Here is a 14626-nt window from a genome sequence, read left to right on the forward strand (position 1 = left end):
TCTCATGGATGTCGGATCAGGCGGCGAGTTCTTCGAGCACGATTTCGGCGAAGAAGTCGCTGGGCAATCCCTCGATTTCGGCGGCCAGTTCATCGGGGGTCATGCCGATTTCGGCGGCCATGTCGTCGATGCGGGCATAAAGGGCCGCCAGCGCGGGCTTCGCGACCTGCTCGAGGATCTCGCCCGCCTCGCCCGGCAGGACCAGTCCGGGCAGGATGCCGTCCAGCCACGGACCGAGGACGTCCGGCGTCGACCGGCGCCACTCGGGCCACCGGGCGTCCAGTTCGCCGGGCAGCCACTGCGCCCAGTCGCCGCGGATCTCGTAGAGCTCGTCGAGCTGGGTGCGGTGCTGTTCGGTCAGCCAGGCGAGGTCTTCGACCCCGGTGTCCACGCCGGACTCTTGGGCCGTGAGGCTGGGGAGCGCCTCGTTGACCCAGGGCACGAGTTCGTCCGGGGTGGATCGGTCCCAGCCGGGCCACCACTCGTCGAGCTGGCCCGGCAGCCAGTCGTGCCAGTCACCGCGGAGGTCCGACAGAGACTCGAGGAACGTCTGCTGGTCTGCCGTGAGCCAGCCCAGCTCGCGTGGGTTGGCTGTTCCCTCGGTGTGCTGCAGGGCGGCGAGGGCCTGATCGAGCCAGGGCACGAGTTCGTCCGGGGTGGATTGGTCCCAGCCGGGCCACCACTCGTCGAGCTGGCCCGGCAGCCACTCACGCCACTCGCCGCGGCCATCGGCGATGCCGGCCAACCGTGTTCGCTGGTCCTCGGTCACCCAGCCCAGCGGCAGGGCCTCGATCCGGGCATCGAGCCATTCCTGTCGCGCGGCGTCTCCGGCTGCCGGCCAGTCCGGCCACTGCCGGTCCAGGACCCTGCTCAGGTGCTCGGGCCATTCGTCACCCCAGGCGCTGAGCCCTCCAGAGAGCTTGTCGCGGTGGTCCTGTGCCACCCAATCGAAATCCTCGATCGTTCCCATGGCCGGGATGTTAGAGGGGGTGAAAACACCTTCAACAGAAAATCGAGGGAAGTGAAATGTGCGCGAAGGGCTGCGCTTTCGAGCAGGTATCGGTCAGCAATTTAATCGGCGCAACTGGCTCGCCAGGTACTGGCGCGCCCTGCGCTGCCCGCCCCGCTCCTCGATGGCCTCCCGCAGCGACGCCAGCACCCGGCGCACGCGTTCGGCGTCCGGGTGCCACCCGCGGCCCCGGCACTCGGTGAGCCACTCCGCCGGGCTGAGGTGCCCGCGCTGGCCGTTGCACCGCCGGCACGCGGCGACTTCGTTCTCCAGCCACGCCGGGCCGCCCTTGACCTTCGGGATCAGGTGGTCGGTGGTCGGGACGGCGAGCCCGGTGAGGTCCTGCCCGCACCAGGTGCAGTGCGTGCCGTCGCGTTCGAGCACGACCGTCATCCGGTCGGCCCTGCCCAGGTTCCGGTTGTTCATGCCGCCACCGCGATGTCGAGCCGGTCCAGCAACGCCATGGCGTCCCGAGGGGCCATGACCTTCATGTCGTTGTCGAAGTACACGTAGACGTCGTGGTCGGTGGCCCAGCCGCGGATCCGCTTCGCCCACCGCGCGAGCGCCGCCGGGGTGTAGCCGCTCGCGTAGAGCTCCTTGTCGCCGTGCAGGCGGACGTAGACGAAGTCGGCGGTGACCTCGTCGAACACCGGCCACGTGCCCGCGGTGTCGGCGAGGACGCACGCGACGCCGTGCTCACGCAGCAAGCGGGGGAACGCCGGGTCCTTGAAACCCGGGTGGCGGACCTCCATGGCGTGGCGCACTGGCCGGTCGGCATCGGCTTCGGTGAGCGCGCGGCCGTCCAGCCGCTCGTCGTGGCGGGCCGCCAGGGCGGCCAGCTCGGTCGTGGTGCGGGGCAGCACGCCCAGGAAGTGGTCGAACACCTCGAGGTCGAACTGCAGGTTCGCCGGTGTCTGCCACAGGATCGGGCCGAGCTTCGGGCCGAGGGCGAGCAGGCCCGAGGCGAAGAAGTTGGCGAGCACGGTCTCCGGCTCGCGAAGGCGTTTCATGTGCGTGATGAACCGGCCGCCCTTGACCGCGAACACGAAGTCCTCGGGCGTCTCGGCGGCCCAGCGCCGGTAGCTGTCGGGCTTCTGCAGCGAGTAGAACGAGCCGTTGATCTCGACCGAGTTGACCCGCCGCGAGATGTACTCCAGTTCGCGGCGGTGCGCTAATCCCTCGGGGTAGAACACACCGCGCCACGGCGGGTACAGCCACCCCGAGGTGCCGATGCGGATGCTCACCCAGCCATAGTGCCTGGCCCAGGCGGTGGCCGCGCGCGGGGCGGCCACCGCCTGACCGGTCAGTGGACGGGAACGGAAGCGACTCCCGGAGCCAGGAACGGCTTGCCGTTGATCTTCTCGGACACGCCCGCGCGGTCCAGGTACGGCGTGATGCCGCCCAGCCAGAACGGCCAGCCCGCGCCGAGCAGCAGGCACAGGTCTATGTCCTGGGCCTCGGCGACCACGCCCTCGTCGAGCATGATCCGGATCTCCTCGGCCAGCGCACCGAGCGCCCGCTTCCGCACCTTCACTTCGGTGGACGGCTGGTCGCCCGGCTGCCCCCCGGTCTGCCACAGCGCGGCGACCTCGGGGTCGACGGTCTGGTTGCCTTGCGCGTCCCACGTCCACACCGCGGTCTTGCCGGCCTCGACGAAGCGCCGCATGTTCTCGCTGACGCCGAACCGGTCCGGGAACGCGCGGTGCATGGTCTCGGCGACGTGCAACGCCACCGCGGGCCCGACCAGTTGCAGCAGCACCAGCGGGCTCATCGGCAGGCCCAGCGGCTCCAGGGCCCGGTCGGCCACCTCGAACGGCGTGCCCTCGTCGACCGCGCCGATGACCTCGCCGAGGAAGCGGGTCAGCAGCCGGTTCACCACGAACGCCGGCGCGTCCTTCACCAGCACGCACGACTTCTTCAGCGACTTGCCGACCGCGAACGCCGTCGCCAGCGCGGCGTCGTCCGTGGCGGAGCCGCGCACGATCTCCAGCAGCGGCAGCACGGCGACCGGGTTGAAGAAGTGGAAGCCCACCACCCGCTCCGGGTGCTTGAGCTTCGACGCCATCTCCGACACCGACAGCGAAGACGTGTTCGTGGCGAGGATGCACTCGTCGGACACATGCTCCTCGACCTGCGCGAACACGGTCTGCTTGACCGACATCTCCTCGAACACGGCCTCGATCACGAAGTCCGCGTCGGCGAACGCCGCCTTGTCCAGCGAGCCGGTGACCAGGGCCTTGAGCCGGTTGGTGGCGTCGGGGGACAGCCGGCCCTTGCTCAGCAGCTTGTCCAGTTCGGCGTGCACGTAGCCCACGCCCTTGTCGACGCGCTCCTGGTCGATGTCGGTGAGCACCACCGGCACCTGCAGGCGGCGCGCGAAGAGCAGCGCCAGCTGGCTCGCCATCAGCCCAGCGCCGACGATGCCGACCTTGGTCACCGGCCGGGCCAGCGACTTGTCCGGCGCACCGGCCGGGCGCTTGGCCCGCTTCTGGGTCAGGTTGAACGAGTACAACCCGGCCCGCAGCTCGTCGGTCATCAGCACGTCGGCGAGCGCGTCGGTCTCGGCGGCGTAGCCGCGGTCGAGGTCGTTCTCACGGGCCAAAGCCAGCAGTTCCAACGCCTTGGCCGGACCGGGCGACGCGCCGTGCGTCTTGCCGTCCACAATCGACTTCGCCCGGGTCAGGGCCGCGTCCCACGCGTCGCCACGGTCGATTTCCTTGCGCTGCGGGGTGATCTCGCCGCCGAGCACCTTGGCCAGCCACAGCAGCGACTGCTCCAGGTAGTCCGCCGACTCGAACACGGCGTCCACGATGCCCAGCTCGAGCGCCTGCTTCGGCTTGAGCATCTTGTTCTGGTTCAACGCGTTCTCGATGATCACGGTCACCGCGGCGTCCGCGCCGATCAGGTTCGGCAGCAGTTGCGTGCCGCCCCAGCCGGGGAACAGGCCCAGGAACGTTTCCGGGAACGCGATCGCCGCGGCGTTCGCCGCGAGCGTCCGGTAGTCGCACGAGAGCGCCAGTTCGAGCCCGCCGCCCATGACCGCGCCGTTGACGAAGGCGAAGGTCGGGATGTCGGTCTCGGTGAACCGGCGGAACACGTCGTGCCCGGCCTGCGCGATCTGCTTGGCCAGTTCGCGGTCGGCGACCTGCTCCACACCGGACAGATCGGCGCCGACGGCGAAGATGAACGGCTTGCCGGTCACCGCGATCGCCGCGGGCTTGGCCGCCACCGCCGCGTCGAACGCCGCGTTCAGGCTGACCAGGCTCTGCGGCCCGAACGTGGACGGGCGCGTGTGGTCATGGCCGTTGTCGAGGGTGATCAACGCGACCTGGCCGTCGACGCCCGGCACGGTGATCAGCCGCGTGGTCGCCTTGGTGACGACCTCGTCCGGGAACGCCGCCTTGGCCTGCTCCTGTGTGAAGCTCACTGGCCCGCTCCATTCCAATGGGGGTTCTCCCAGATCACGGCGCCGCCCATGCCGATGCCGATGCACATCGCGGTCAGGCCGTAGCGCACCTCGGGGTGCTCGGCGAACTGGCGGGACAACTGGATCATCAGCCGCACCCCCGACGACGCGAGCGGGTGGCCGCACGCGATCGCGCCGCCCCACGGGTTGACGCGCGGGTCGTCCTGGTCGATGCCGAAGTGGTCGAGGAACGCGAGCACCTGGACGGCGAACGCCTCGTTCAGCTCGAACAGCCCGATGTCCTCAATGGACAACCCGGTCTTCGCGAGCGCCTTCTCCGTGGCCGGCACGGGTCCGATGCCCATCACCTCGGGCTCGACGCCGACGAAGGAGTAGCCGACCAGCCGCATGCCGACGGGCAGGCCCAGCTCGTTGGCGGTGTCCTCGTCGGCCAGCAGCGCGCCGGTCGCGCCGTCGTTGAGGCCGGCCGCGTTGCCCGCGGTGACCCGGCCGTGCGGGCGGAACGGCGTCTTGAGCGTGGCCAGTTGCTCGACCGTGGTGCCCGGGCGGGGCGGCTCGTCCTCGGTGGCCAGGCCCCAGCCCAGCTCGCTGTGCCGGGTCGCGACCGGCACCAGCTCGGGGCCGATCTTCCCGGCCTTCACCGCGTCGGCGTACTTCTCCTGGCTGCGCGCGGCGTAGGCGTCGCAGCGCTCCTTGGTCAGCTCGGGGTAGCGGTCGTGCACGTTCTCCGCGGTCTGGCCCATCACCAGCGCGGAGGTGTCGACCAGCTTGTCGGCCAGGAACCGCGGGTTCGGGTCCACGCCTTCACCCATCGGGTGGCGGCCCATGTGCTCGACGCCGCCCGCGATGGCCACGTCGTAGGCGCCGAACGCGATGCCGCCGGCGATCGTGGTCACGGCGGTCATGGCGCCCGCGCACATCCGGTCGATGGCGTAGCCGGGCACCGACTTGGGCAGCCCGGCGAGCAGCGCGGCGGTGCGGCCGATGGTCAGGCCCTGGTCGCCGATCTGGGTGGTCGCGGCGATCGCGACGTCGTCGATGCGCTCGGGTGGCAGCTCGGGGTGGCGGCGCAGCAGCTCCCTGATCACCTTGACGACCAGGTCGTCGGCCCGGGTCTCGGCGTAGATGCCCTTCGGCCCGGCCTTGCCGAACGGCGTGCGGACACCGTCGACGAAGACCACGTTCCGAACGGCACGCGCGGTGGATTCGGCCACGGCGGTGCTCCTCACGTCTGGCGCGACCGGTGGTCCTACCGGCCGGTAACGTCCTCACTCTAGCCCTTGTTACTGGTCGGTAACTACTGGTGTCCCGCTGTCGAGTGAGTCACATCCGGCTCTCCTAGACTGCGACACCGTGGTTCTTCCCGCGGCCCTGCTGGCCGGCTACCGACCCGCCGACGACCTCGAGGCCGCCGACGTGGACCGCGTCCGCGCGCTCGTCGACGCCGCCGCGGACCCGTGGTCCCGCGAGCACCCCGTGCACCTCACCGCGTCCGCGCTGGTCGTGCACCCGCCGACCCGCCAGGTGCTGCTGCGCTGGCACCAGCGCATGGCGGCGTGGCTGCAGATCGGCGGCCACGGCGACCCGGGCGAGACCGATCCGCTGCAGGTCGTGCTGCGCGAGGGCCAGGAGGAGACGGGTCTCGGCGACCTGCGGCCGTGGCCGAACCGGGACCTGCTGCACGTCGTCGTGGTGCCGGTGCCGGCCGGCCGCACGGAGCCGGCGCACGAGCACGCCGATCTGCGCTTCGTGCTGGCGACCGACCGGCCCGAGGACGCCCGGCCGGAGAAGCCGACCGCGCCGCTGCGCTGGGTCGAGCTGCCGCAGGCCCGGGAACTGGTGACCGAGGACAACCTCCGCGAGACTCTGTCCCGGGTGGACCGCTTGTTCTGACCGACACCAGGAGGCGCACGTGCTCGACGTGGAAGAGCAGTCCGGGGTCACGGTCGTCCGGCTGGCCCACGGCAAGGTCAACGCCCTGGACCTGGAACTGCTGCGGGCGATCACCGACGCGATGCGCGAACTCGACCCCGGTACACCGGTGGTGCTGACCGGTTCCGGCTCGGTGTTCTGCGCGGGCGTCGACCTGCGGCGGATCGTGGACGGCGGCCCGGACTACGTCCGGGAGTACCTGCCTGCGCTCAGCGAAGCGTTCCTGGCGGTGTTCGACCACCCGGGGCCGGTGGTCGCGGCGGTCAACGGCCACGCGCTCGCGGGCGGCTGCGTGATCGCCGCCGCGTGCGACGTGCGGCTGATGTCGCAGGGCACGATCGGGCTGACCGAGCTGGGCGTCGGCGTGCCGTTCCCGACGGCCGCGATCGAGATCATGCGGCACGTCGTCGGACCGGCCGCGGAACGGCTCGTGCTGACGGCCGCCCCACTCGACGTCGCCGGCGCGGTGGCCATCGGGCTCGTCCAGCAGGTGCCGGACGCGTTCGGCGCGGCCGTGACGCTGGCCGCCGCGATGGGCGAGGTGCCCGCCGACGTGTACGCATTCAGCAAGCGCCAGCTGCGCCAGCCGGTGTGGGAACGCATCGCGGCCCACGACAGCGCCGACGCCGAGGTGCTCGAGGTGTGGTCCTCGGACCGCTCACGCGATGCGATCACCGCGTACCTGGAGTCGTTGCGCCGCCGTTAGTCCACTGTGGACTTGAGCTAGCTCGCGGAATCGGTTTCCGCGGCCACCTTCAGCGTGCGGCTCATCGTGTCGGCCACGAGGGCGATCTGCCACTCCCGTGCGCCACCCGCGCGCAGTGCCGCGGCGGTGCCCTCGGGCGTGAGGTCCGCCGGCGGCTCCCAGCACGTGCGGCGCATGAGGTCGGGCTGCAGCAGGTTCTCCACCGGCAGGGTGTGGGCCTCGGCGATCTCGGCCAGCGCGGCCCGGGTCGCCGCCAGGCGGGCGGCGGCATCCGGGTCCTTGTCCGACCAGCGGTTCGCCGGCGGCGGACCGTCGTGCGCCGGGCTCTGCTCGGGCAGCTCCGCGCGGGTCAGCTCGGCCGCCGACCGCAACGCACGCATCCACGTGCCCACCAGGCGCCGCTGCGCGCGGCCGCCGAACACCGGCAGGGCGAGCAGTTCGGTGTCGTCCTTGGGGTTGGTGGTGGCCGCCTGCATGATCGCGCTGTCCGGCAGCACCCGGCCGGGGGCGATGTCGCGCTGGCGGGCCAGGGCGTCGCGCTCCTGCCACAGGGCGCGCACCGCGGCCAGCGCCCGGGGGTTGCGGGCGCGGTGGATGCCCGAGGTCCGCCGCCACGGCTCCTTGCGCGGTGCGGCGGGTGCCGCGGTGCGCAGGGCCTCGAACTCCTCGAGCGCCCAGTCCAGCTTGCCCTGGCGGCGCAGCTCCTCGACGAGCACGTCACGCAGTTGCACCAGCAGTTCGACGTCGAGGGCCGCGTAGTCCAGCCACGCCCGCGGCAGCGGCCGGCGCGACCAATCGGCCGCGCCGTGGCCCTTCTCCAGCCGGTAGCCCAGCAACTGCTCGACCATCGTGCCCAGCGCGACCCGGTCGTACCCGGCCAGCCGGCCCGCCAGTTCGGTGTCGAACAGCGCGCTCGGCCGCAAGTCGAGTTCGGCCAGGCAGGGGAGGTCCTGCGAGGCCGCGTGCAACACCCATTCCGGGCCGGTGAGCGCCTCCACCAGCGGCCCGACCTGCCCGTCGAGTGCGATGGGGTCGATCAACGCGGTGCCCGCGCCCTCGCGGCGCACCTGAACCAGGTAGGCCCGTTGGCTGTAGCGGTATCCGGATGCCCGCTCGGTGTCGACCGCGATCGGTCCGGTCCCGGCGGCAATCGCCTCGGCTGTTCGCCGCAGCTCGCCTGGGTCGGTCACCACGTCGGGGGTGCCGTCCCTGGGCTCGGTCAACAGCTCGGGTTCGGGACGCGCCTCAGCGTCCGTGCCGGGATCACTCACGGCGTAGGACCCTAGAGCACTGCCATGTCAATGGAGGTGAAGCCGGTCCATGGATACCGGGTGACAAGGCCGCGCCTGCCCCGGCCACCCGGTCCCCATGAACCTCGAGATCGCTCAGCGGATGACGCCCGCGCGCATGGCCAACGCGACCATCTGCGCCCGGTCGCCGGTGCCGAGCTTGCGCCCGATCCGCGAGAGGTGAGACTTCACCGTCAACGCGGAAAGGTTCAGCGCCTCGCCGATCTCCTTGTTCGACTGACCGTCGGCCACCAGCTGCAGCACCTCGACCTCACGCGCGGAAAGCTCCCGCGGCGTGTTGTCGGTGCCCGGCACGCGAGTGCCGGTCGCGAGCACCGGGGCAACGCTCGGGTCGGCGTACACGCCGCCTTCGAGCACCCGGCGCACGCCGTCGGTGACCACCACGGGCGAAGCGGACTTCAGCAGGTAGGCCTGCGCCCCTGCTTGGAAAGCCGAACGCACCGCGTACGGATCGTCGGACGAAGCCAGCACGACGATCCGCGGCCAACCATGGCTGCGGAGCTCCGTGACCAGCTCGATCCCGCTGCCGTCCGGCAAACCGAGATCGAGGATCGCCAGGTCGCACGGCCCCGTGGCCAACGCCCTAGCCCTCGCCTCGGCCACCGTGGCGGCCTCGTGCACTGTGCCCGCGCCCATCTGGGTCAGCCGGGCAGCTATCGCCTCCCTCAACAACGGATGGTCATCGACCACCAGCACCGAGAACAGTTCTTCCCGCGGGTGCGGGACCATGTTCGCCGGCAAAGCACCGGCTGGCGTGGTTCGAACGGCCTGACCTAAGCCGACGGCAGCCACGTCACTACCTCCCTGGAGTGTCGGTCGTGCCCCCCGACCGGCACCGGGACTTTCGACCGATCAGCCGCGCCGCCGATAAGCCGAAAGTGGTGTCGACGGGTGAAGCCTAGCCGCCCAAGCGGGTTAGCGGGACGATCAATCGGGTATGTATCCGATCGGGTTGTCACCTAAGACCGGTGGTTGTCACACGATCAGGTGACTGTCCGAAAGGGTGTTAACGACGGTGTGCTGCGGCACGATGAAAGAGGTTCACATCAAGTGAGCACCCCAGAGGGTAGTCACGCGCGACGCCTGCTCGAGTCCGCTCCGTTGGTCGACGGTCACAACGATCTTCCCTGGGCGCTGCGCGAGCGCCAAGGGGAAGACGGCCCTATCGACCTCGCCAAGGCCCTCGACATCGACCTGACGATCCGGCAGGACGGTATGCACACCGACCTGCCGAAACTGCGCGAGGGCGGCGTCGGCATCCAGTTCTGGTCGGTCTACGTGCCCTGCCGGTTCACCGGCGGCGCCGCCACCAGCGCCGTCCTCGAGCAGATCGAGCTGACGTACGCGCTGGTCAACCGCTATCCCGACGATCTCGGGCTGGCCGGCACCGCCGACGAAGCGGTCGAGCTCTTCGAGTCGGGGAAGGTCGCCGGGTTCCTCGGCGCCGAGGGTGGGCACTGCATCGACGACTCGCTGGCGGTGCTCCGCGCGCTCTACCGGCTCGGCGTTCGCTACATGACCTTGACGCACAACGACAACACCGGCTGGGCCGATTCGGCGACCGACGAACCGATTCACGGCGGACTCACCGACTTCGGCCGGCGCGTGGTCGAGGAGATGAACGACCTCGGCATGCTGGTCGACCTGTCCCACGTGTCACCAGCGACGATGCGCGACGCGCTGGCGGTGAGCCGGGCGCCGGTGATCTTCAGCCATTCCTCGTGCCGGGCGGTCGCGGACCACCCGCGAAACGTGCCAGACGACGTCCTCGCCACGATGGCGGCCCAAGGCGGCGTTTGCATGGTCACCTTCGTGCCGCCGTTCGTCTCGCCCGGCTACGCGGCCTGGGACCGCGAGCTGCGCGAGGCGATGGACAAGGCCGGGCGCAAGCACGCCGACATCGCCGAGCGGTCCGCCTTCGCCGCGAGCTGGACCGACGGCCCGCCGAAACCGCAGGTCGGCGTGGACGACGTCGTGGCGCACCTCGAGCACGCCCGCGAGGTGGCGGGGATCGACCACATCGGGCTCGGCGGCGACTACGACGGCGTCGCGGTGCAGCCCGACGGGCTGGCCGACGTCTCGACCTACCCGGTCCTGCTGGACGCGTTGCTGGACCGCGGCTGGAGCGAGTCGGACTGCGTCAAGCTCGCCGGGGGGAACGCACTGCGGGTACTCCGAGAGGCCGAACGCGCTGCCCGAAACGTCCGATAGCCCCCTTGGGGCATTCAGTTGCGTCGCGTACGACTTCTACCGTGAGTCACCACCAATCAATACTGGCAACCGGTAAAAATTTGTCGGTCGGCAAAGGTCCGTTACCGGACTTCCGCGTGGCAACCGGCAATCGGCAACCGATTACTCGGTCCGATATGTCCGTTTGACAGCACGGAGGCGGTCCAGCCCACTACCCGCTGAAGTCGCGGTTGTCGAGCGTTTACTTCTGTGATGCGTCCTCAGGCAGGCGTCGGCAGCGAGTCCATCAACGCCACGAAGCTCTCGGTCGACCGCTCGGTCTGCAACCGGTGCCACGCGCGCAGGGTGGAAGGGCGCAAAACGCCCAGCCGGTCCAGCACGGCCCGGGTGAACTCGACCGGTGCCGTACCGGTCGCGGTGATGAGGTCTCCGCCGACGACGGCGGGTTCGGCCACGTAGTGGGCCGCGCCGCGGTAGCGCGGGGCGAACTGGGCCAGGGCGCCCGGATCGTTGCTGGTGTGCGGCCGGTCGTCGAGCACGCCCGCTTGGCCGAGCGCGATCGTCGCGCCGCAGATGGCGGCGACCGGCACGCCCGCGGCCAGGAACTCCCGTGCCTTGGCCAGGATCGGCTCGTGCTCGGGCTCCAGCCACGTGTCCGCGCCGGGCAGGACCAGCACGGCGCTGTCGGCCGGGTCGAGCTCGGCGACCGTGAGGTCGGGCGTGAGCCGCAAGCCGCCCTTGGTGCGGACGGGTGCGGCGGTCGCGCCGACCGTGCGCACCGGCAGGCTGGTGCCCGGCTCGGCGAAGTAGCGGCCGCTGTTCAGCTCGGCGAGCAGGTAGCCGGGTTCCCAGTCGGCCAGCGTGTCCAGTACGTAGAGGTGCGCGTTCTTGGCCATGCCCGCAAGCTAGCCCGGGCCACCGACAGTTCCGGGCGCTTCAGCCGTCGCGGCGCAGCCCGAACGCGGCCACGCCCACCGGCGGCAGGCCGACGACGCTGGCCATCAGCTCGCAGAACGCCTCGCCGTGCGGGGTCAGGTCGTCGCCGGTCGGCGTCCACGACGCCCGCAGTTCGAGGTCGTCGGTGCGCGAGGGCCCGGCGATGTCGCCGAAGCGGGCGGAGGAGGTCTCGGTGACCGTGCCGCCGAGCGCGGTCCAGCTCGCCCCGGACGCCTCGAGCGCGTCGGTCAGCCAGGACCAGCCGACCGAAGGCAGCAAGGGGTCCGCGGCCAGTTCGGCGTCGAGCTCGGCCCGCACGAACGCGACCACCCGCAGCACGCCGTCCCACGCCTCCTGGCCCTCGGGGTCGTGCAGCAGCACGAGCCGGCCGGTGGCCAGGACGTCCGCGGGCCCGGTGACCTCCGCGGTGCACGCGAACGCCCACGGCGCGAGCCGCTGCGGCGGCTTCACCTCGGCCAGTTGGAGCTCCGGTCGCGGCTGGACCGACTTCAGCGCGGACACCGCGCGCTGGAACAGCTCCGGTACGCGGCTGGTCGAGGCGGTCACGACAGGTGACTGTAAGACCACTCGACCCAGTGAGAACGGCACCACGCCGAGGCCGTTGTCACGTTGATACCCACCGACGGTGTGTGCGTCCGCGTGGGACGATGAAGACGCCATGACTGCGACACCTGTGACCTCACTTTCCGCCGCCCCCTTGCTCGCCGCCGCACGCGGTGAGAAACCCGCGCACCACCCCGTGTGGTTCATGCGCCAGGCCGGCCGCTCCCTGCCCGAGTACCGCAAGCTGCGCGAGGGCGTGGCGATGCTGGACGCCTGCTTCAACCCCGAGATGGTCTGCGAGATCACCATGCAGCCGGTGCGCAGGCACGGGGTGGACGGGGCGGTCCTGTTCAGCGACATCGTGGTGCCGTTGCGCGCTGCCGGGGTGGACGTCGACATCGTGCCGGGCACCGGCCCGGTGCTCGCCGAACCGGTGCGGGACAAGCGCGGTGTCGAGGCCCTGCCCGAGCTGGACCCCGCGCAGGTGCAGCCGGTGCTGGACGGGATCGGCCTGCTGCGCGGCGAGCTGGGTGGCACGCCGCTGATCGGGTTCGCGGGCGCGCCGTTCACCCTCGCCTCCTACCTGGTCGAGGGCGGCCCGAGCCGCAACCACGAGCGCACCAAGGCGTTGATGCACGCCGAACCCGAGGTGTGGCACGCCCTGCTCGCGCGGGTCGCGCAGATCACCGGGACGTTCCTGCGGGCCCAGGTCGACGCGGGTGTCGCCGCCGTGCAGCTGTTCGACTCGTGGGCCGGTGCGCTGTCCGAACGCGACTACCGCGAATACGTCCTGCCGCACTCGACGGCCGTGCTGCAATCGGTCACGGGGGTGCCGAAGATCCACTTCGGAGTGGGCACCAGCGAACTGCTGCCGGCCATGCGGGAGGCGGGCGCCGACGTGGTGGGCGTGGACTGGCGGCTGCCGCTGGACGTCGCGGTGCGGCGGCTCGGTCCGGACGTGGTCGTGCAGGGCAACCTGGATCCGGCCGTGCTGTTCGCCGGGTGGCCCGCGGTCGAGCGCGAGGTGCGGCGCATCGTCGAGGAGGGCAAGGCGGCGGCCGGGCACATCTTCAACCTCGGCCACGGCGTGCTGCCCGACACCGACCCGGACGTGCTGACCAAGGTCGTCGAACTGGTGCACTCCCTGTGAGAGTTGCGGTCGTCGGCGGGGGAGTGTCCGGGCTGGCCGCGGCGCACCGGCTGCGGACGCTGCTCGGTCCCGGCGTGACGATCACCGTGCTGGAGCAGGCCGCCCAGGTGGGCGGCAAGCTCCGCACGGTCTCCATCGCCGGCCGTTGCTACGACGTCGGCGCCGAGGCCTTCCTCGCCCGCCGGCCGGAAGCGCTTGCGCTGGTGGACGAACTGGGTCTCACCGGCGAACTCGAGCACCCGGCGCCCGTCGCGTCGCGGGTGCGGGCCGGCGGGCGCACCGCGGCGATCCCGCGCCGCACGGTGCTCGGCGTGCCGTCGGACCCGGATGAGCTGAAAGACCTCCTGTCGCCGGCGGGATTGCGTCGCGCGCACGAAGAAGCCGGCCTGCCGCCGATCGACCTGACCGGCCGCGACGCCGGGCTCGGCGAACTGCTCGACGAACGGTTCGGGCCCGAGGTGGCCGACCGGCTGGTCGATCCGTTGCTCGGCGGCGTCTACGCCGGTGGCGTGCGTGGCCTGGGGCTGCGGGCCACGGTGCCGCAACTGGCCGCCGCCCTGGACGACGGCGCTCCCACGCTGACCGCCGCGGCCACCGCCGCCCTGCCCAAGCCGTCGGCGAACCCGGCTCCGGTGTTCGGCACCCTGCGCGGCGGTCTCGGGTCCCTGGTCGCGGCGCTCGTCGCGGAGTCCAAAGCGGACGTCCACTGTGGTGTGACGGTGCGGTCGTTGCGGCACAACGAGTCCGGCTGGACCCTGGGCATCGGCTCCGTGCCGTCCGGACAGACGATGACCGCCGACGCCGTCGTGCTCGCGGTGCCCGCCCCGGCCGCGCGCAAGCTGCTCGATCCGGTGGCGCCGGTCGCGTCGGCGGCGTTCGCCGAGATCGAGGTGGCCTCGATGGCGGTGGTCGGGCTGGCCCTGCCAGCGGACACCGTGCTGCCGGAGTCCTCGGGCACCCTGATCGGCCGCGGCGAGCGGCACGCGGACGGAACCCCGTTCGCGGCCAAGGCTTTCACGTTCTCCGCCCGCAAGTGGGCGCACCTCGGCGGCGGCGGACCCGTGCTGGTCCGCGGCTCGGTCGGCCGGCACCGCGAGCCCGGCGCTCTGAAGGCCGACGACGAGGAACTGGTCCGCCTCGTGCGCGCCGACCTGGCCGAGCTGACCGGGATCACCACGCGGCCGCTGGACACGGTGGTCCAGCGCTGGGGCGGTGGCCTGCCGCAGTACGGCGTCGGGCACCTCGACCTGGCCGACAGGATCGGCCGCGCGGTCGCGGCGGTGCCACGGCTCGCCATCGCCGGGGCCGCGCTGAACGGCGTCGGCATCCCGGCGTGCATCGGCACCGCACGGGCCGCCGCCGAGCGTCTCGCCCAGGAACTCAAGCAGTAGTACTACCCGCT

Annotated in this window: 14 protein-coding genes; 5 read left to right on the forward strand and 9 right to left on the reverse strand. The window is 71.4% G+C overall.

The features are described 5' to 3' along the window. Positions 1–16: 16 nt before the first annotated feature. The 5 genes from EV186_RS34190 to EV186_RS34210 form a co-directional block, all read right to left on the reverse strand. A complete protein-coding gene (locus EV186_RS34190; protein WP_133853634.1) occupies positions 17–970 on the reverse strand; it encodes a hypothetical protein in 954 nt (317 codons plus the stop codon). 93 nt (positions 971–1063) lie between these two features. Then, the gene (locus tag EV186_RS34195; RefSeq protein WP_243754443.1) at positions 1064–1435 is read right to left on the reverse strand and encodes an HNH endonuclease; all 372 of its coding nucleotides are present in this window, start codon (positions 1433–1435) and stop codon (positions 1064–1066) included. Then, the gene (locus EV186_RS34200) at positions 1432–2253 is read right to left on the reverse strand and encodes a DUF72 domain-containing protein (protein WP_133853635.1); all 822 of its coding nucleotides are present in this window, start codon (positions 2251–2253) and stop codon (positions 1432–1434) included. The genes EV186_RS34195 and EV186_RS34200 overlap by 4 nt, the downstream gene beginning before the upstream one ends. Positions 2254–2312: 59 nt before the next feature. Continuing rightward, a complete protein-coding gene (locus tag EV186_RS34205) occupies positions 2313–4436 on the reverse strand; it encodes a 3-hydroxyacyl-CoA dehydrogenase NAD-binding domain-containing protein (protein ID WP_133853636.1) in 2124 nt (707 codons plus the stop codon). Next, positions 4433–5650, reverse strand: coding sequence for a thiolase family protein (locus EV186_RS34210; RefSeq protein WP_133853637.1), 1218 nt, complete (start codon positions 5648–5650; stop codon positions 4433–4435). Before EV186_RS34210 ends, EV186_RS34205 begins: the two co-directional genes overlap by 4 nt. A gap of 139 nt (positions 5651–5789) precedes the next feature. Here EV186_RS34210 and EV186_RS34215 point away from each other — a divergent pair, with 139 nt between their 5' ends. After that, entirely contained in the window at positions 5790–6329 is a 540-nt protein-coding gene (locus EV186_RS34215; protein WP_133853638.1) for an NUDIX hydrolase, read from the forward strand. A 19-nt stretch (positions 6330–6348) separates the two neighbouring features. Next, a complete protein-coding gene (locus EV186_RS34220) occupies positions 6349–7074 on the forward strand; it encodes an enoyl-CoA hydratase/isomerase family protein (RefSeq protein WP_133853639.1) in 726 nt (241 codons plus the stop codon). A 17-nt stretch (positions 7075–7091) separates the two neighbouring features. On the opposite strand, the gene EV186_RS34225 is transcribed toward EV186_RS34220, so the two are convergent. Together EV186_RS34225 and EV186_RS34230 are read right to left on the reverse strand one after the other, a co-directional pair. Next, entirely contained in the window at positions 7092–8345 is a 1254-nt protein-coding gene (locus EV186_RS34225; protein WP_243754444.1) for a ribonuclease D, read from the reverse strand. A 114-nt stretch (positions 8346–8459) separates the two neighbouring features. Then, positions 8460–9176 (reverse strand): response regulator, encoded by a 717-nt coding sequence (locus EV186_RS34230; protein WP_133853640.1) that lies wholly within the window; start codon positions 9174–9176, stop codon positions 8460–8462. A gap of 258 nt (positions 9177–9434) precedes the next feature. On the opposite strand from EV186_RS34230, the gene EV186_RS34235 reads away from it, so the two are divergent. Continuing rightward, entirely contained in the window at positions 9435–10595 is a 1161-nt protein-coding gene (locus EV186_RS34235) for a dipeptidase (protein WP_133853641.1), read from the forward strand. Between the two features lie 239 nt (positions 10596–10834). On the opposite strand, the gene EV186_RS34240 is transcribed toward EV186_RS34235, so the two are convergent. Together EV186_RS34240 and EV186_RS34245 are read right to left on the reverse strand one after the other, a co-directional pair. Continuing rightward, a complete protein-coding gene (locus EV186_RS34240; protein WP_133853642.1) occupies positions 10835–11470 on the reverse strand; it encodes a type 1 glutamine amidotransferase family protein in 636 nt (211 codons plus the stop codon). Between the two features lie 40 nt (positions 11471–11510). Further along, positions 11511–12077 carry a DUF3000 domain-containing protein gene (locus EV186_RS34245; RefSeq protein ID WP_133853643.1) on the reverse strand — a complete coding sequence of 189 codons (567 nt, stop codon included), beginning with the start codon at positions 12075–12077 and terminating at the stop codon, positions 11511–11513. Between the two features lie 112 nt (positions 12078–12189). Here EV186_RS34245 and hemE point away from each other — a divergent pair, with 112 nt between their 5' ends. Both hemE and hemG read left to right on the forward strand, forming a co-directional pair. After that, the gene (gene hemE / locus EV186_RS34250; RefSeq protein ID WP_133853644.1) at positions 12190–13224 is read left to right on the forward strand and encodes a uroporphyrinogen decarboxylase; all 1035 of its coding nucleotides are present in this window, start codon (positions 12190–12192) and stop codon (positions 13222–13224) included. Then, positions 13221–14615 carry a protoporphyrinogen oxidase gene (gene hemG / locus EV186_RS34255; protein WP_133853645.1) on the forward strand — a complete coding sequence of 465 codons (1395 nt, stop codon included), beginning with the start codon at positions 13221–13223 and terminating at the stop codon, positions 14613–14615. The genes hemE and hemG overlap by 4 nt, the downstream gene beginning before the upstream one ends. The last annotated feature ends 11 nt before the right edge of the window (positions 14616–14626 follow it).

The organism is Labedaea rhizosphaerae, from assembly GCF_004362825.1.
GTDB lineage: Bacteria > Actinomycetota > Actinomycetes > Mycobacteriales > Pseudonocardiaceae > Labedaea > Labedaea rhizosphaerae.

Bases quoted from the DNA above. Each gene is read 5' to 3' on its own strand.
- EV186_RS34190 (WP_133853634.1), bottom strand. From the start codon at position 970: ATGGGAACGATCGAGGATTTCGATTGGGTGGCACAGGACCACCGCGAC.
- EV186_RS34195 (WP_243754443.1), bottom strand. From the start codon at position 1,435: ATGAACAACCGGAACCTGGGCAGGGCCGACCGGATGACGGTCGTGCTC.
- EV186_RS34240 (WP_133853642.1), bottom strand. From the start codon at position 11,470: ATGGCCAAGAACGCGCACCTCTACGTACTGGACACGCTGGCCGACTGG.
- hemE (WP_133853644.1), top strand. From the start codon at position 12,190: ATGACTGCGACACCTGTGACCTCACTTTCCGCCGCCCCCTTGCTCGCC.